At 51.7% G+C, this 16,046-nt stretch carries 16 protein-coding genes; 4 read left to right on the top strand and 12 right to left on the bottom strand.

What is annotated here, in order from left to right:
• Positions 1-3 precede the first annotated feature (3 nt).
• Positions 4-1,089, bottom strand: a complete 1,086-nt coding sequence (locus tag J2T14_RS12805; RefSeq protein ID WP_307471308.1) for a DUF4198 domain-containing protein — start codon at positions 1,087-1,089, stop codon at positions 4-6.
• Positions 1,090-1,374: 285 nt separating this feature from the next.
• Here J2T14_RS12805 and J2T14_RS12800 point away from each other — a divergent pair, with 285 nt between their 5' ends.
• Entirely contained in the window at positions 1,375-2,517 is a 1,143-nt protein-coding gene (locus J2T14_RS12800) for an SGNH/GDSL hydrolase family protein (protein WP_307471306.1), read from the top strand.
• Positions 2,518-2,985: 468 nt separating this feature from the next.
• On the opposite strand, the gene nadE is transcribed toward J2T14_RS12800, so the two are convergent.
• The 6 genes from nadE to J2T14_RS12770 all read right to left on the bottom strand — a co-directional run bounded on the left by nadE (position 2,986) and on the right by J2T14_RS12770 (position 7,664).
• Positions 2,986-3,795 (bottom strand): ammonia-dependent NAD(+) synthetase, encoded by an 810-nt coding sequence (gene nadE / locus J2T14_RS12795; RefSeq protein ID WP_307471303.1) that lies wholly within the window; start codon positions 3,793-3,795, stop codon positions 2,986-2,988.
• Positions 3,796-3,813: 18 nt separating this feature from the next.
• Positions 3,814-4,248, bottom strand: coding sequence for a BrxA/BrxB family bacilliredoxin (locus J2T14_RS12790; protein WP_307202529.1), 435 nt, complete (start codon positions 4,246-4,248; stop codon positions 3,814-3,816).
• Positions 4,249-4,326: 78 nt separating this feature from the next.
• Positions 4,327-4,734, bottom strand: coding sequence for a DUF3905 domain-containing protein (locus J2T14_RS12785; protein WP_307202531.1), 408 nt, complete (start codon positions 4,732-4,734; stop codon positions 4,327-4,329).
• A gap of 20 nt (positions 4,735-4,754) precedes the next feature.
• Entirely contained in the window at positions 4,755-4,898 is a 144-nt protein-coding gene (locus J2T14_RS12780; protein ID WP_307202533.1) for a hypothetical protein, read from the bottom strand.
• Between the two features lie 79 nt (positions 4,899-4,977).
• On the bottom strand, positions 4,978-6,654 hold the full coding sequence (locus tag J2T14_RS12775; protein WP_307471948.1) for a two-component system sensor histidine kinase NtrB: 1,677 nt from the start codon (positions 6,652-6,654) through the stop codon (positions 4,978-4,980).
• A 128-nt stretch (positions 6,655-6,782) separates the two neighbouring features.
• Positions 6,783-7,664, bottom strand: coding sequence for an alpha/beta hydrolase (locus tag J2T14_RS12770; protein ID WP_307471301.1), 882 nt, complete (start codon positions 7,662-7,664; stop codon positions 6,783-6,785).
• Positions 7,665-7,790: 126 nt separating this feature from the next.
• Here J2T14_RS12770 and J2T14_RS12765 point away from each other — a divergent pair, with 126 nt between their 5' ends.
• Positions 7,791-9,086 carry an NAD(P)/FAD-dependent oxidoreductase gene (locus tag J2T14_RS12765; RefSeq protein ID WP_307471299.1) on the top strand — a complete coding sequence of 432 codons (1,296 nt, stop codon included), beginning with the start codon at positions 7,791-7,793 and terminating at the stop codon, positions 9,084-9,086.
• 26 nt (positions 9,087-9,112) lie between these two features.
• On the opposite strand, the gene J2T14_RS12760 is transcribed toward J2T14_RS12765, so the two are convergent.
• The gene (locus J2T14_RS12760; protein ID WP_307471297.1) at positions 9,113-9,535 is read right to left on the bottom strand and encodes a hypothetical protein; all 423 of its coding nucleotides are present in this window, start codon (positions 9,533-9,535) and stop codon (positions 9,113-9,115) included.
• Positions 9,536-9,715: 180 nt separating this feature from the next.
• Here J2T14_RS12760 and J2T14_RS12755 point away from each other — a divergent pair, with 180 nt between their 5' ends.
• Positions 9,716-10,621 (top strand): helix-turn-helix domain-containing protein, encoded by a 906-nt coding sequence (locus J2T14_RS12755; RefSeq protein ID WP_307202541.1) that lies wholly within the window; start codon positions 9,716-9,718, stop codon positions 10,619-10,621.
• 36 nt (positions 10,622-10,657) lie between these two features.
• Here the strand turns inward: J2T14_RS12755 and J2T14_RS12750 are convergent, their stop codons facing one another.
• From J2T14_RS12750 to xylA, 4 genes are all read right to left on the bottom strand, one after another.
• Entirely contained in the window at positions 10,658-11,014 is a 357-nt protein-coding gene (locus tag J2T14_RS12750) for a VOC family protein (RefSeq protein ID WP_307471295.1), read from the bottom strand.
• A 39-nt stretch (positions 11,015-11,053) separates the two neighbouring features.
• Positions 11,054-11,431, bottom strand: a complete 378-nt coding sequence (locus J2T14_RS12745; protein ID WP_307471293.1) for a VOC family protein — start codon at positions 11,429-11,431, stop codon at positions 11,054-11,056.
• Between the two features lie 210 nt (positions 11,432-11,641).
• Positions 11,642-13,141: a xylulokinase gene (gene xylB, locus J2T14_RS12740; RefSeq protein ID WP_307471291.1), complete on the bottom strand. Its 1,500-nt coding sequence runs from the start codon at positions 13,139-13,141 to the stop codon at positions 11,642-11,644.
• A gap of 21 nt (positions 13,142-13,162) precedes the next feature.
• Positions 13,163-14,476, bottom strand: coding sequence for a xylose isomerase (gene xylA / locus J2T14_RS12735; RefSeq protein WP_307202549.1), 1,314 nt, complete (start codon positions 14,474-14,476; stop codon positions 13,163-13,165).
• Between the two features lie 288 nt (positions 14,477-14,764).
• Here xylA and J2T14_RS12730 point away from each other — a divergent pair, with 288 nt between their 5' ends.
• Positions 14,765-15,883: an ROK family transcriptional regulator gene (locus tag J2T14_RS12730; RefSeq protein WP_307471946.1), complete on the top strand. Its 1,119-nt coding sequence runs from the start codon at positions 14,765-14,767 to the stop codon at positions 15,881-15,883.
• Positions 15,884-16,046 lie beyond the last annotated feature (163 nt).

Raw genomic sequence — 16,046 nt, 5'->3', positions numbered from 1 at the left:
CCGTTACTTCGTATAGATCGCGATAGCCGCCCGATTATCGCCGACTGCCGGGAAATATTCAACGATCGCGCCTGCTTCCTCAGCCGAGCGTCGCAGTGCAACCGACCCTTTCCCTGTGAACGAAGTATTTACATATTGGCGGATGAACGAGGCGTCGACCATTGCCGTTCCTTTCTTCACGGTTACGTCATTAACCGCGGCAGCCTCAACCGAAGTGCCATTCACGTATAGATGAGGAACGGCGGAAGCCGCCGTGCCCGGCAGCTTCGGCGAACGATTTTGTACCGTGAAGGTCATGGTCGCCTCATAGTTGGTGCTCGCGTATTCGCCTTCTTTGCTTTCCGTCGTAGCAGGCTTTGCGCGCATCAAGTAATAATCGGCCGCACCAGTCGTGAACGTCACGATACCGCTTGCGTCCGTCTTCAATTGCTGTGCTTCGGAATTGCTTCGACGAATGAGATCGACCGAAGCGTCTGCCAGCGGCCTGCCCTTCAGCAGCAACTGAACCGATACTAGCTCCGATGGCGTTACAGAAGCTGGATTGAACTGGGGAACGAGCTCGGCGCGATCCGTACTAACCTGCTTCGTGAAGCCCCTTAACGCTTTCACCCGCTCGGCGACCGGAATGTCGCCGACCGCAACGAATGACTTGGCACTGCGCAATGTACGGCTCGAAGCGTCGCCATGCTTGAAGATGCTGTCGCCTTCGACCGATACGACATAGGCGCCCGGCACGTTCGATTTGAAGGACGCTACATAATAATTGTTCGCGGCCGGCTCGGTTTCCGTAGCCGATTCACCTGTATAGAAGCGCGTACCCGTTATGTCCGACTTCACGCCGGCAGGCGTCGTGACGAATACCTTCGTCGTATCCGGGCTCCACTGTCCGGCAATGCGGTAGCTCTTATGCTCGTTCGAATGATTGCCTAGCATGAGCTCGACATAGGAGACTTGTCCCGGCGCAACGATCGGCGTATTCGTCTGCGACCAACCGTCATGAGCGAAGACGGGGATCGCCGCACCGAGCGTTAATACGGCAATTAGAGCCGCGCTTGCAAGCTTTCTTCTGAATGGCATTGTTTTCTTCATACTGAAACAACCTCCGCTACTAATATGGATTTGATGTCCAAATTGTAACAACGGAGGTTGTCATGCGCATGACTCGATCGGGCTATGCGCGCGAAAACGTGTTAAGCTGGCAGCCGGAGATGTTGACAGATATTTTGGTTTACGTTGCATCAGTAACAGCTCCCTCAATGTCGAAATATGTATGTAACCGATCATATCATTTCTATTTCGGCTGTAGTGACATCCCCCTTGAAAAATGATAGTTTGGGAGAGCAGCAATTAATATAACCCTAGGAGTTGAACAGCTTGACCGATACTTACGCTTCCGTTACCGCTTTGTCGTCTGCAGCAAACTTTATGTTCAGACCGACTGGCGAGACAATCATTACTTTCCGGACCTATGTGAAACCGCGCGAATATGGCGCGCTTCGTTTGAAAGTATGGCATAGCAACGCCGTCGATTCGACTTGGTCGGATGGCACGGAGTCCAAGGCCGGAGATGAAGGCGGCGCTTGGCGCATTGAGAGCTGTACGATTGGCGATGGCGGCCGGCAGCCTGACGGCAGCGCGCAGGAGGGCAGCCTGCGCATAGTAACCTTCGAAGGCGCAGCGTTTAAGCAGGTGCTGGCTGGCGAGCGCTTCTGGAGCGATCCGGTTGACGCTTACATACCGGAAGGGCACTTCCTCGTATTTACATGGGCAATAGCGGTGAGCGGACCTGAGAGCGGAATTCCTTATAATACGGAGACGCTGCTTGCTGCCGCCTATGAAGCTGCCGGCAATATCGCGGCGCAAGAAACGGCTGAAGGCTTCTTGCCGGCAGGCAACCGACAGGTGCTGCCTTCGATGATCGCATACGAACGAGAAACGGATAAGCGGCTTGTATTCCTAGGCGATTCGATTACGCAAGGCGTGCGGACGGAAATCGACGGCTACTCGTTCTGGTCGGCCCGTATTGCGGAAGGGCTTGCTCCTTCCATCGGCGTATGGAATATCGGCAGCGGCTGGGCACGGGCTTACGATCTCGCCCCGGACGGCCCGTGGATGGCGAAGGCGAAGCAAGGAGACGAGGTTGCGATTTGTCTCGGTGTCAACGACATCGGCACAGGCAATCGCAGCGCCGGGCAGTTGATCGGCGACTTGACCTCCATTATCGAACAATTGAAAGCGGCTAATGAGGATGTCAGTCTTATTCTCTTCACCTTGCCAGCCTTCAATTTCGAAGGCGCGCATGAAGAGGTATGGCGGACTGTGAACGAATGGATCAGGAAGCAAGCCCCGGAACGCGTCGCACGCGTTTTCGATATTGCGAAGATACTCGGGCAAGCTCGCCCTTATGAGAACAAGCTGAAGGACGAATATATGAGTCCGGGCAACGACCCGCATCCGAACGGTGTTGCAGGTGCGGACGTCGCCGAAGCTTTCCTCTTGTGGTACAAACAGCAATAGTCAATAATCCGCAATGAAAAAGGGGTTGTCCCAAAAGCCAATGGCTTAGGGACAGCCCCTTTGTGCGTATGCAGATAGGCTATGTTGGATTTTCGCAGTAACTTGAGGCGGAATTAGTGGTGGTGGGAAGCTATGTTGGATTTTTTGCAGTAACTTTGAGCGTTTGACGGCATTTCGGGCACACAACAGAGGTCTATGTTGCGAATATCCAATATAGCTCTCGATATGGCTCGAAACAGCCTAAAGTTACTGCGATTATCCAGTATAGCCATTGTGCATCCACGTCATGGTCTAACCCTTCGCGCTCTTCGAGCAAAAACAAAGAACGATCCCCTGAAGCATCAATCGACCAAAAAAGAAAAATGGCCGTACAGAAACAACGCCCTGCACCGCCATTTTTTATTGATGAAAGCTAACACTTACTGCGGTAAGATTAACCCTTTTGAGACACTTCAAAGTTCGATTATGTTAGATGCCTGGAATCGGCGAGCGTTTATGCTCGGTTTTCAAATATTGCTTCTCCAGCTTCTCGCGCGCCTCTTCGCTAATTTCCTTGCCCTCGAGGTATGCGCTGTTCTCGGCATACTTGATGCCAAGCTCGTCTTCGTCGGTCTGGCCTTCCCATAGTCCTGCGGAAGGCGCTTTGTCGAGCACGCTTTGAGGCACGCCAAGATGCGATGCCAGCAAACGAACTTGACGCTTGTTCAGCGAACTAAGCGGCGTAATGTCCACAGCTCCATCGCCCCACTTCGTGTAGAAGCCGGTAATCGCCTCCGAAGCGTGGTCAGTGCCGACAACAAGCAAATTCATATCGAAGGCGAGCGCATATTGCATGACCATTCGCGTTCTTGCTTTCACGTTGCCTTTGCCGCCGCGGCTCAGATGGCGGGGAATGCCAAGCGACTTAAAGCCATGCTCGACCTCTATCGCGATCTCGTCGACCGCTTCGCCGATATTCGTCTCCACCTTATGCGTCAGCCCGAAAGCTTCGGCGACGGCGTAGCTGTCCTGAATATCCGTTTGGTCGCCGTACGGCTGGAATACGCCGAGCGTAATATATTCCTTACCCGACTCCTCGCTGAGCTCGTCGGTAGCGCGTTTGCACAGTCCCGTTGCGACTGCGCTGTCAATGCCGCCGCTGATCGCGATCAGCAATCCTGTCGTTCCCGATTGCTTGACGTATTGCTTCAGGAAATCGACCCGTTTGCGAATTTCCGTTCCCGGATCGATCTCCGGCTTTACGCCAAGGCGTTCAATGATTTCGCGCTGCAAGCTCATAAGTATCGTCTCCGTTCGTTATTTGCAGAACCGGTCGAATGCGTCTGACAGATCGGCTGCGATATCCGCCGCCGAGCGGTTCTCGATTTGATGGCGTTCGATGAAATGGACGAGCTCTCCGTCCTTCATAAGAGCGATCGAAGGCGAAGACGGCGGGTACGGCGCGAAATATTCGCGGGCTTTAGCCGTTGCTTCTTTGTCTTGCCCGGCGAACACCGTGTACAGGTGATCAGGCGTTACTTCGTTCTGAAGGGCTTCCGCTACGCCTGGACGGCATTGGCCTGCAGCACAGCCGCATACGGAGTTTACGACGATAAGCGCAGTTCCCTTAGCGGTAGGAATAGCCGCTTCCACTTCCTCCGGTGTACGAAGCTCTTGAATGCCGATACGAGTAAGATCGTCGCGCATCGGTTGAACCATATCTAACATATATCTTTCGAAGGACATAGACATTGCAGAACACTCCTTTAAATAACATTATTTTAGCTACTATTATACCGTTCGTTATGAAAATAAAGCAACCGGAGCGTATCACTCCGGTTGCTTTATTTTCGCCTTATCCGCCGATTTATCCGGTTCCCCCGCACCGTAAGCCGCATTTTTGTCAAGATGCATAAAAATGCCAGCCTGCGGAGCGATTCTTTGCTCGAAATAATCGCGGTTCTCCGCTGTCAAGAAGCCTACGTCTTTGAATGGATGCACCCACTGCTCTCCCGCCATAATGGCCGGGTCGGTCTCTACGCTCCATTGCGTTAACGGAGAATTAGAGGATTCATAATCGTGATCGCCGATGATAACGCCGTGTTCATTGACGAAGGGCGCGCGCTCTCCTCTTCCTTCGCGGAATTCAGGCAGAAACTCGATCTCATAGGGATCAAGCTCCGGATCGTCGTTCAGCGCACGTTGCCTGGCGCGGCGATCTTCCTTGTCGTCGTCCATACGCCTTGCCCCGCTTCCTGCTAGATCGAAGGCCGATTCGGGCCGTTCAGCTTCTTATCGTAGCCTGCTTCTTCCGCCGCTTTGCCGGATTTCGCTTCGTTCTCTGCCGCTTGCTGACGCTGCTCGCGAGAGCTTCCTTTGTTGCCGCCATTGCTTTGTGCCATGCTTGCTCCTCCTTCCGGCTTGAAGGTTTCAAGCCAGTCCTGTTGGTTTCGAAGCTAGTATGCGCATCCGCTGCAATCCTTATGTCGCCAACCTTACCTCTTGCATATGTACATTGAAAGTCACAACGAAAGTCGTACCCTCGCCCTCCGTTGAATAAGCATCGATTCGGCCATTGTGCCTCTCCGCTATGCTCAGGCATAACGGCAATCCAAGCCCCGTCCCTCGCGTCTTTGTTGTAAAAAACGGCTCGAACAGCTTGTTCATCTTCTCCTGCGGGATACCTACGCCGACATCCGCTATTCGAAGCTCGATGGCACCCCCTTCGAATACCGTCGCAATCGTAAGGATGCCCTTCTCGTCCATGGCCTCCATTCCGTTCCTCGCCAGATTAAGCAGCAATTGCTTAATCTCCCGATCGTTGACCATGATAGGCGGCATTTCTTCGCATAATTCCAGAAGCAGCGTCTGTCCGCGCAAGTTCGCATCGGCTTCCAGAAGCGGTCGCATATCGGCTATGATGTCGTTAAGCGAACCCATTTCCATGGTTAGCGCCCTGTTCTGGGCAAGCGACAGGAAGTCGCTTATGATCATGTTGACGCGATCGAGCTCCTCCATCACAATGCGGAAATAGTCATGTTGCGCAGATTCGCTGCGCTCCTGGATAAGCTGAACGAACCCCCGGATGACCGCCATTGGATTACGAATCTCGTGCGTAATGCTTGCAGCCATCTGGCCAACAAGGCTTAGCCGCTCCATTCGGCCAACCTCGTCTCGCAATTGATTAAGCTCGGTGACATCATGGGCAATTAGTGCTGCCCCGACAATTTGATCGTCGACAGACGAGCGGATCGCAAATACGGTCTTGAGCAACATTTTGTCGCCCTCCATATAAGGTTGCAGCATTTCCCGCTTGCCGTTCAAGGCGCTATGCAGAAGTTCCCTGCAAACCGTTTCCGACTCCTGGGGGAAAATATCCCGATAAGACTGTCCAAGCATCGATTTCACGCCGCCGTATTCAGGCTTCAGCCTGAAAAGCTTGATCGCCAGTTCATTAATATGGGTAATACTGCCTTCCCGATCAAGCAAGAGCACCGCAAAAGAAGTCTCGCCAATGAATTGCTGCAGCTTCTCGACTTCGTTGCGGTAATTGGCCGACACGCGAGTAACTTCCTCGTATAACAGCTTCTTCTCCCTCACGCTTTCGATCATATAGAGTGACAGCCACATGGCCGACAGGGTTACTATGATGCTTATTGCCAGCAAGAGTAAGAACATAGCGTTCAAATGTACCTGTTGGAGTGAAAAGTAGACGATAAGCGAAATGGAGTAGTAGGCGCATATGATCCCCATAAGTATTAATCCGAGTCGTTTCTTACGCAAGGCGGACGAACGTTGGAACGGTCGGATAGCTACTACCATAAGCAGTATAAAGCAAATGATGAAAACGCCGAATATAACCGCTTCCTGCCAGTTGTCGAGCATCGGAATGCGAATTGTCACATACGCAACGGTCAACGCGATTAAAGCAGGCAGTCCCCCGTATAGAGAAGCAATCGTATAGGGAATGAGACGTAAATCAAGGTCGTAGCCGTGCAGGCTTCGCGAAGTTATCATGCAGAGCGCCATTGCGCTTCCGCCAAGCAGCGTCATAATAACGGATATGTCTTTGTTGCCTCGATCCTTGTCATACCATATCTGATAAGCAAACACCGGCAATAAGGATATTATGAATTGTAACAGCAGCTCCTTCAGCACAGACAATCGGATCCCCCTAAATTGCTATTCGAATGCCGCTAACGACTCGCGTCCGACTGCTTTCAATTTGCTTAATGGGTAACGGACGTAACATAATCTATCATACTATTAATCCAAAAAAACATAAACTACCTGTTTTGACAACGGTACTCTATCCAATCCATCATTTGTCCAATCGTCCGTTCCCCGTCGACATCATTATGCAGCTCATGATAACCCCCTTCGACCGAATACCATGTGCAACGTTCCCCTAGCCGCTCGGCAAGCTCCTTGCTTGCGTCATATGAGGTTACCTTGTCTGCCGTTCCATGAAATAGCAGGATTGGAACATCGATCTCGTCGGCATGCTCGATTGCCCATTCTCCTGCCCGCTGTATTTCCAGGAAAGTACGCAGCGTAATTTTATTATGATAAAGACGGTCATTCTCGATAGTGGCGGCGCGCGGATTGCCGCTGCGATACAAATCTTCGGCCTTCAAGCCCGTTGACTGCTGCAGGGCGGGAAGAATCGATGCAAGCCTGCGGGCGAGCCACAGCTTCGCCTCCGTCGGCTGAAACGCAAGCCGCAGCCAGGGGCTGGACAGAATGACGCCGCTAAGCTTCGGATGTAGCCGCAGAGCGCAATTGAGCGCGATATTGCCGCCCTTGCTATGGCCGTATAGGAACAGCGGCAATCCCGGATGACGCTTGCTTGCATCGTCGATCATAAGCGCTGCGTTGCTTATCGTCGCGCCAATCGACAGCATATGGCCTCGCTTGCCCGAGGAATAGCCGTGCCCGAACTGATCGATCGCAATGACAGCGTGACCATTTGATGTCAAACTCTCCGCAACATGCGAGAAGCGTTCGCCGTGCTCCCCCATACCATGCAGGAGGCAGACGACCGCCTTAAGCTTTGCCCGTTCATGTTCCTCGGCCGATGTACTCGGTTCAGAGTTATCCGGCAACCATTCCCTGACATACAATTGCGCCTCGCCTGCACCTATCAAACGCCTCTCCAATCGAAGCATCCGTCTCGCCGCCTTTCTCATCACTTTTTATTTGGCTTCATTATAACGCATACCATTGCGGTAAAGAATGATACAATGAAGAAATGATTCGATCTTAATTGATCCGACAGAAAGGCAGCGTGCAACATGTACGACATTATTATTATCGGCGGCGGACCTTCCGGCTTAATGGCAGCGGCGGCGGCAGGCAGCGGAGGAGCGAACGTGCTGCTCATCGACAAAGGGGACAAGCTGGGCAGGAAGCTCGGCATATCCGGCGGGGGCAGGTGCAATGTCACGAATGCGAAGGAGCTTGATGAGCTCGTTAGACATATACCCGGTAACGGACGTTTTCTCTATAGCGCCTTGAATACGTTCAGCAACCGCGACATTGTCGCTTTCTTCGAAGGTATGGGGATCGCACTCAAGGAAGAAGACAACGGGAGAATGTTTCCCGTATCGGACAAGGCGAAGACCGTCGTTGACGCGCTCATCCGCAAGGTGAAGGAGCAGCGCGTTACGGTAAGAACGCTGTCGCCCGTAGCCGAGGTGCTCTATGAGCATGGTGCCGTAAACGGGGTTAAGCTTGTGGACGGGGAAACCATCCATGCGAAGGCGGTCATTATTGCCACAGGCGGCAAGTCCGTGCCTCACACCGGCTCGACAGGCGACGGCTACCCTTGGGCGAAGGCTGCCGGACATACGATTACCGAGCTTTATCCAACCGAAGTACCGCTAACCTCCTCCGAGCCTTGGATTCGCTCCAAGGACCTGCAAGGGTTGTCCCTTCGAGGCGTCGTCCTTACGGTTTGGAGCCATAAAGGCAAGCGCCTCGTGTCGCATGAAGGGGATATGATCTTTACGCATTTCGGTCTATCCGGGCCGGCTGCGCTTAGATGCAGCCAATTCGTCGTGAAGGAAATGAAGCAGACGAAAGCCGCCGATCCGAGCTCGGCTTCCAGAGCAACCGTTTCGTTAACGATCGATCTGCTGCCGGGCCGCTCCGAATCGGAGATATACGAGGAGACGCTTCGCATGGCAAAGCTGGAACCGCGCAAAGCGATTCGAAACGTCCTTCGCGGCTACATGCAGGAAAGGCTGCTCGAGTTTCTACTGCAGCGCTGCGGCATCTCCGGCGATATTACGTACGACAACCTACCGAAGGAGCCTTGGCTCGCGCTTGCCGCGCAAATCAAAAGCTTCCCGGTCGCGATTAACGGTACGTTATCGCTAGAGGAAGCTTTCGTTACGGGCGGAGGCGTCAATCTGAAGGAAATCGATCCGCGCACGATGGAGTCCAAGCTAATGCCTGGATTATATTTTTGCGGTGAAGTGCTTGATATACACGGCTACACGGGCGGCTATAACATTACGGCTGCCTTCACGACCGGATACAATGCAGGCACGAACGCCGCTCTAAGCGCAGACTACGGCGGTTCTTAATCACAGCCGTAACCACCTAATCAACGTTAAGTATGAACGTCGCCAGAGAAATGATCGTACGTTCCCGGATCGGGGATAAACTCATCGTCATAATCGGCGTCATCGTCCCGGTTGCGGAGGAGATAAGACTCCTCCTGCTGTCCGGCGGCGTAAGAATCCACCCAATCCTCGTTAACGACATGCGCTGGAATGGTTACCGCATCGAGTGCATAAGCAGTATCCGTTACCGCCCAGTCCGCTATATGGGACTGCTCGACCAGCCTCCCTCCGTTCGCCTGCGCGATCTCCAAAGCCGAAGTCAAATCGCTGCCTTCAATATGAATATGTATACGGTTGTTTTCGTGCAATACAGGCGCATAACCAAGCTCCTCAAGCGTATCCGAGGCGAGCGTCGCGCTGCGTGCATCGCTGAATTCAAACAAAATGGCGTTTTGATCGGACAATTTCATCTTCCTTTCCTACGGTTTCCATTAGTATGCCTATTTTTGCGGCCAAACATGTTTCGGTTCTTGTTTTTTTATCGAGGGCATCCATATTTTCAAATTTAACTATGTCATTGTGTTAGGTTTTATGACATAATTAGTTATGATTATGTTCGAAACATGTAAACTGATGGGAGGACGTCTTCGATGAATCATTTATTTTATTTACTATCCGATCCTATGCTTATCATTGAAATAAAGAAATCCCGCCTGTACATTCGCGATGTCAATCAAGCATTCACCGTATTCTCAGGTTTCAAAAAATCCGATCTGCTCAATCTTGACCCTTCTATGGCTATATCGACTGCCGACACGGGTAATTCCTTCTACGATGTCATTCATAGCCTCTCCGAAGATGAATGGTCAACGCCTTCTATAGAATGCAACTTAGTTACGAAAGCTTCCGAGCCTGCGCCGATTCGTTTGTCCAGCCGCAAGCTCCAAAGCGACGGCCTTACCTTCTATGTCCTTATTTGCAAAGATCTCAGAGAAACGAAGTGGATCGACGATTATATCGTTCAGAATAAAATCATGGTGTCCGCCATCGTAGACGAAAAATATAACATCAAGACGCTTAAGCACTATTACGCCCCGGTGCAGCAGCCTGCCTCGTCCTATATCGAAACTACCATTTACGAGCTGATATTGGAGCATGACCGCAGCAAAGCAAAGCGCGTTTTCGAATACGCTAAGAACAACCGAACCGCGGAGCAAATCGATTTTCAGCTGAAGCTTGGCGATCGCAGCTATTCCTGCAACGCATTGATTCAGCCCTTCTATAACGGCAATCGAAGCTTCAAGAACTTCGTCGTTATTCTGATGAACATGCAGCTTAACACGCAAGAGGAGGATTCATCCTACAAGCTCCGCATGCTGATGCTCAGCAAGAACGTATCCGTCACCTCGCTGGCGCAATCGACGCTTATATCGTTAACGACGATTTCCAAGATTCGCAATGGCAAAATAAAAAAGCCCCAGCGGCTCACCGCCGAGCTGATCGCCGGCGAGCTTGGGGTTAGACCTGAAACGATATGGAGCAACTACAAACGGTAACTTGTGAACTTCGTTATATTTACAGGCTATAGGAAATCAACATTTACAAATCATCAACATGTTCCCGTCGGGATCTTTAAAATTAAACCAATGGCCGTTCTCTATATCCGTAACCATTTCGACGCCACGAGCTTTTATGAAATGGTAAGCCTCATCTATATCATCGGTGTTAAAATGGAAGGCAGGACTTCTGAAGTAAGAATCCTCATTGTAAATTTGGCTATCCAAGACAAGATTTAAGCCGTTGTTATCCAACGGTATACAACATAGATGGCCGGAGATGATTTCAAACTTAGGTTCTAGACCTAGGATGGAGCTATACCATTCCCGCGCTTCTCCAACGTCACGTACTGGGATAAAAATAGCTCCCGCTTTACTCAAAACTGTACTCAAATTGTTCGCTCCTTTGTTTTTTTTGTTGTTGGCTAACGTTTAGGCAGTATGCGCGACCAGCATATTACCATCAAGATCGAAAAACTTTAAGAACCTTCTTCCTTCATCCGCCCGCGGTGCTTGCGGGTCGCCGTGGACCTTTACGCCTGCTTCGGATATTTTCCGGCAAAGCGCATCCATGTCGTCAACCTGAAACCCGATGGCGGGAAACGGTTCACCGTTAACAGTAAACGTCGTCGCCGTTCCTCTATCGGAAGTCTGCCATAAAAAGATATGCGTTCGATCATCTTGAAAGCCGATGATAGCAAATTCTTCAAAATTAGCATGCAACGTACAATCGAGACAAGTATTATACCACTCAGCGGCTTCCTTCAAGTTCTTCACTGGAATTTGAACATGGCTTATAAACTTCCCCATAAAAAAACCTCCTTGATTCCCATCGGTTCACGTCCCCCAATCATGGGATATTTACCCATACTCAGATTAGCGAATGTACGTTCCCTTGTAAAGAAGTATTTCAGATATAATGACCACGTAATCCTTCCAGTTGGAATAATTGCGCATCGATAGTCGAAGTCGACAAAAAAAATCGGCAATCGAGAAAATCTCGACTGCCGATTCATTGTTTTATTTGTTGCGGTAAGGTGCCAGCGCCTCGTTCAAGCTGCGCGTCTGAGCGTAAACCTGCTGATACACCTTGAAGATGCCTTCATAGGCTTTGACCGCTTCAGGCTGCGGCTCGTAACGATCCGCGTGCTTCACGAACTTGTCGGCGCATGCCTCCAAGCTTTCGAACCAGCCGGAGCCGTATGCAGCGAGCATAGCCGCTCCAAGTCCCGGGCCTTGCTCGTTCTCAAGCGCAACGACCGTCGCTCCGAAAATATCGGCTTGCATTTGCAGCCAAACCGGATTTTGCGCACCGCCGCCGATCGATACGATCGTATCGACCGTCTTGCCTGCTTTACGGAACATATCGACCGACTCGTTAAGCGATAACGTGATGCCTTCCATAACCGCGCGGGCAAAATGCTTCCGTTCATGCGCGCCGTCAACGCCAACGAAGCTGGCGCGAATGACGGAATCGGCATGAGGAGTCCGTTCGCCGACGAGATACGGCGTGAAGAGCAAACCGCCGGCGCCAGGCTGAACCTCGCCCACGCCCTCAAGGAACTGATCGAACGATTCGCTTGGCGCGAATGTTTTCTTGAACCAGCTTAGGCTGTAGCCCGCCGCGAGTGTAACGCCCATCACGTAGAATGCGTCTTGCTTGCCGTGGTTGAAGAAATGCACCTTGCCTGCGAAGTCTTTCGACTTATCGTTTTCATAGGAAAGAATAACGCCGGACGTACCAATGCTGCATAGCGTAAGCCCTTCGGACAGGATACCTGAACCGATTGCCCCGCAAGCGTTGTCTGCGCCGCCCGCGAAAACTTTCGTTGCCTCGCTAAGTCCCGTGCTTTCCGCAACCTTCGGCAGCAGCGTTCCTACTAGACCATGCGACTCGACAAGCGCTGGGCAGAAGCTTGCAGGCAAGTCGAATGCACTCAGCACATCAAGACTCCATTCCTTGCCAGCGACATCAAGCATAAGCGTTCCCGCCGCATCGGAATAGTCCATATGAAGCTTGCCCGTCAACCGATAGCGCACATAGTCCTTCGGCAGCAGGAAGAGCTTCGCTTGCTCGAAGGCTTGCGGCTCGTATTGACGAACCCAGAGAATCTTCGGCAGCGTGAAGCCTTCAAGCGCCGGGTTGCGCGTAATGTTGAGCAGCTTGTCGCCAAGCGTGCGCTCAATCTCGCGGCATTGCTCCGTCGTGCGCGTATCGTTCCACAATATCGCGTTGCGGACCGGATTGCCTTCTCCGTCCAGCAGCACGAGACCGTGCATTTGACCGGAGAAGCTGATGCCTTCGATTTGTCCGGCATCGATGCCGGAGGAAGAGGCGAGCTCGCGCAGCGCCTCGATCGTAGCATTAACCCAATCATCCGGCTTCTGTTCGCTCCAGCCGGAATGTTCATGGAACAGCGGGTAGCTGCGGGATGCTTCCGCCGCTACCGTGCCGTTCTTGTCGACGAGCAGCGCTTTAACCGCGCTCGTCCCGAGATCTATACCGATAACATAGCTCATTCGTAAGAGAACCTCCCCAGCTTATACGCTGAAAATAACTTCGCTAAGCATGAGGCGGATGCGCTCTTGGCGTCCGGACTCGTTTTTGATCGGGTTGTTTTGAAGCGCGTACTGCTCAAGCGATGCAAGCGTCGCTTTGCCGGATACGATCTCCGCGCCGATGCCTTCTTTGAAGCTGCGGTAGCGGTTGTCTACGATGTTGTCGAGAATTTTCTCGTCGATCAGCTTAGCAGCAGCTTTGAGGCCCCAAGCGAAGCTGTCCATGCCTGCGATGTGCGCAAGGAACAGATCTTCCGCTTCGAACGAGGCGCGGCGTACTTTCGCGTCGAAGTTAACGCCGCCGCGGCCGATGCCGCCGGCTTTAAGCACTTCGTACATCGTAAGCGTCGTGGAGTACAGGTCGGTCGGGAACTCATCCGTATCCCAGCCAAGCAGCAAGTCGCCTTGGTTCGCGTCAAGCGATCCAAGCATGCCGTTGATTGCAGCCGTACGAATCTCGTGCTCGAACGTGTGGCCTGCAAGCGTTGCATGGTTAGCTTCAAGGTTAAGCTTGAAGTGGTCTTTCAAGCCGTATTTTTGCAAAAATGCAATCGTTGTAGCCGCATCGAAGTCGTATTGGTGCTTCGTCGGCTCCTTTGGCTTAGGCTCGATCAGGAATTGCGCGTCGAAGCCGATTTCTTTCGCGTAAGCGATAGCCATGTGGTACAGGCGTGCAAGGTTGTCGAGCTCGAAGCCCATGTCCGTGTTCAGAAGCGTCTCGTAACCTTCGCGGCCGCCCCAGAATACGTAGTTTTCCGCGCCTAACTCTTTGCCGACTTCAAGACCTTTTTTCAATTGTGCGCCAGCGTATGCGTATACGTCGGCGTTGCAAGTCGTGCCGGCGCCGTGTACGAAGCGTGGGTTGGAGAACATGTTAACCGTGTTCCACAGCAGCTTTTTGCCGGATGTCTTCATGTTGTCTTTCAGCATAGCTACGATAACGTCGAGGTTTTTGTTCGTTTCTTGCAGCGTTTCACCCTCTGGAGCGATATCTACGTCATGGAACGCATAGAAAGGAATGTTCAATTTATTCATGAATTCGAAGTTGGCTTCTACGCGGGCTTTGGAACGGTCAAGACCGTTGTATTGATCCCAGCCGCGAACCATCGTTGCGTTGCCGAACGGGTCGCTGCCGTTAGCGTTGAATGTATGCCAGTAAGCGACTGCGAAGCGCAGGTGCTCTTCCATAGTTTTGCCAAGAATCACTTGCTTCGGATCGTAGTGTTTAAATGCTAGCGGATTGTCAGAGCCTTTACCTTCAAACTGAATCGTATCGATGCCTTTGAAATAAGTCATTGAGAACAAAATCCTCCTTCGCGAAATTCGAAAATTTTATTTGTTGAAAACGTTCTATTCACAGAATAACATGCCTTAACTTAGTTTGTCTATTAAACAAACTAAGTTTTTATGTTAAACTGAATAAAACTTTGCATGGTCATTTTTCACCTTATTCAGTATGCGGTTTGGCCAAGCCGTATATTCGAGATTTAATGGTACATGGTACAATAATAGTTATTGTCAGGCGGACGGAGGCTTACTTTATTGAAACAGAAACCAACCGGAGACTTAGCGCTAATCAAAAAAATGAATACATCGATCGTGCTCGAAGCGGTCATTAAGCACGCTCCGCTATCCCGGGCTCAAATATCCGAGTTGACCGGACTGAACAAAGCAACCGTGTCCAGTCTCGTCCAAGACTTGATCGACAGCAATCTAGTGCTGGAGAACGGGCCGGGTGAATCTAGCGGCGGCCGCAAGCCCGTCATGCTGCTATTCAACGGAACGGCTGGTTATGCGGTCGGTATTGACCTCGGCGTCAATTATATAAGAGGACTTCTCTCGGACTTGGAAGGCAATGTCGTCTCCGAGACGCAGCGGCGCTTGAAGCGCCATGATCCGGACTTTACAATGGAACAGCTTGCCGGCTGCATCGAGGAGCTTATGCAGGAAGCACCGGAGAGCGCCTACGGAATCGTTGGAATCGGCGTAGGCGTGCCGGGCATTGTCGACGATCACGGCAGCATTCTATTCGCGCCGAACTTGAAGTGGCGTCAAGTCGAGCTGCAACGGCTTCTCGAGGAGCGCTTCGGACTGCCCGTCACGATAGACAATGAAGCGAATGCCGGCGCGCAGGGCGAACAGAAATACGGCGCGGGCCGCGGCATCCGCAATCAAATCTATGTGAGCGTGGGCATCGGTATCGGTACGGGCATCATCCTGAACAAGGAGCTTTACAAAGGGGCTTCGGGTTTCTCGGGAGAGCTTGGCCATCTGTCGATCGAATACAACGGCAAGCCTTGCAGCTGCGGCAATCAAGGTTGCTGGGAGCTGTATGCCTCGGAGAATGCGTTGCTGGAGAGAGCAGCTTCACTTGGCTTCGACAGCCTGGAGGATTTGCTTGCTTCCGCTGAGGACGGGAACGAGCAAGTACGTGAGCTCATTAGCTCGATTGGGGATTACTTAGGGGCAGGCATTGCGAATATCGTCAATGTCTTCAACCCGGACGTTGTCATTATCGGCAATCGGATGAGCCGGGCGAAGGCGTGGCTGGAGCAGTCCGTACAGGCTGCCGTAGATCGCAGAACGCTATCTTACCACCGCGAGCGGCTGCTTATTTTGTTCGCCGAGCTGCAGGACCAATCGGCTGTGCGCGGGGCAGCTTATTATGCGATCAGCAAGTTTTTCACCAAAATCAAGAGCTAGAAGCTGAAATGCGTTGAGTTTGGGCTATATTGGATTTTTGCAACAACTTTTTGCATATTCCCTCGGTGACACATGCTATATTGAATATTGGCACTAGCTTTCCAATAGATAAATATCCATTTCTATGTAGAGTTATTGCAGATATCCAATATAGACCTTCATC

The organism is Paenibacillus harenae, from assembly GCF_030812415.1.
GTDB classification, from domain to species: domain Bacteria; phylum Bacillota; class Bacilli; order Paenibacillales; family Paenibacillaceae; genus Pristimantibacillus; species Pristimantibacillus harenae_A.
Note: the sequence above shows the minus strand (reverse complement) of the source record. Positions and strands in the feature narration are given on the sequence as shown.

What these genes read in the sequence shown, in the direction of transcription:
- xylB (WP_307471291.1), bottom strand. Translation starts at nt 13,141, where the DNA reads ATGAGCTATGTTATCGGTATAGATCTCGGGACGAGCGCGGTTAAAGCG.
- J2T14_RS12765 (WP_307471299.1), top strand. Translation starts at nt 7,791, where the DNA reads ATGTACGACATTATTATTATCGGCGGCGGACCTTCCGGCTTAATGGCA.
- J2T14_RS12785 (WP_307202531.1), bottom strand. Translation starts at nt 4,734, where the DNA reads ATGGACGACGACAAGGAAGATCGCCGCGCCAGGCAACGTGCGCTGAAC.
- J2T14_RS12790 (WP_307202529.1), bottom strand. Translation starts at nt 4,248, where the DNA reads ATGTCTATGTCCTTCGAAAGATATATGTTAGATATGGTTCAACCGATG.
- J2T14_RS12745 (WP_307471293.1), bottom strand. Translation starts at nt 11,431, where the DNA reads ATGGGGAAGTTTATAAGCCATGTTCAAATTCCAGTGAAGAACTTGAAG.
- J2T14_RS12755 (WP_307202541.1), top strand. Translation starts at nt 9,716, where the DNA reads ATGAATCATTTATTTTATTTACTATCCGATCCTATGCTTATCATTGAA.
- J2T14_RS12760 (WP_307471297.1), bottom strand. Translation starts at nt 9,535, where the DNA reads ATGAAATTGTCCGATCAAAACGCCATTTTGTTTGAATTCAGCGATGCA.
- J2T14_RS12730 (WP_307471946.1), top strand. Translation starts at nt 14,765, where the DNA reads ATGAATACATCGATCGTGCTCGAAGCGGTCATTAAGCACGCTCCGCTA.
- xylA (WP_307202549.1), bottom strand. Translation starts at nt 14,476, where the DNA reads ATGACTTATTTCAAAGGCATCGATACGATTCAGTTTGAAGGTAAAGGC.
- J2T14_RS12770 (WP_307471301.1), bottom strand. Translation starts at nt 7,664, where the DNA reads ATGCTTCGATTGGAGAGGCGTTTGATAGGTGCAGGCGAGGCGCAATTG.
- J2T14_RS12780 (WP_307202533.1), bottom strand. Translation starts at nt 4,898, where the DNA reads ATGGCACAAAGCAATGGCGGCAACAAAGGAAGCTCTCGCGAGCAGCGT.
- J2T14_RS12805 (WP_307471308.1), bottom strand. Translation starts at nt 1,089, where the DNA reads ATGAAGAAAACAATGCCATTCAGAAGAAAGCTTGCAAGCGCGGCTCTA.
- nadE (WP_307471303.1), bottom strand. Translation starts at nt 3,795, where the DNA reads ATGAGCTTGCAGCGCGAAATCATTGAACGCCTTGGCGTAAAGCCGGAG.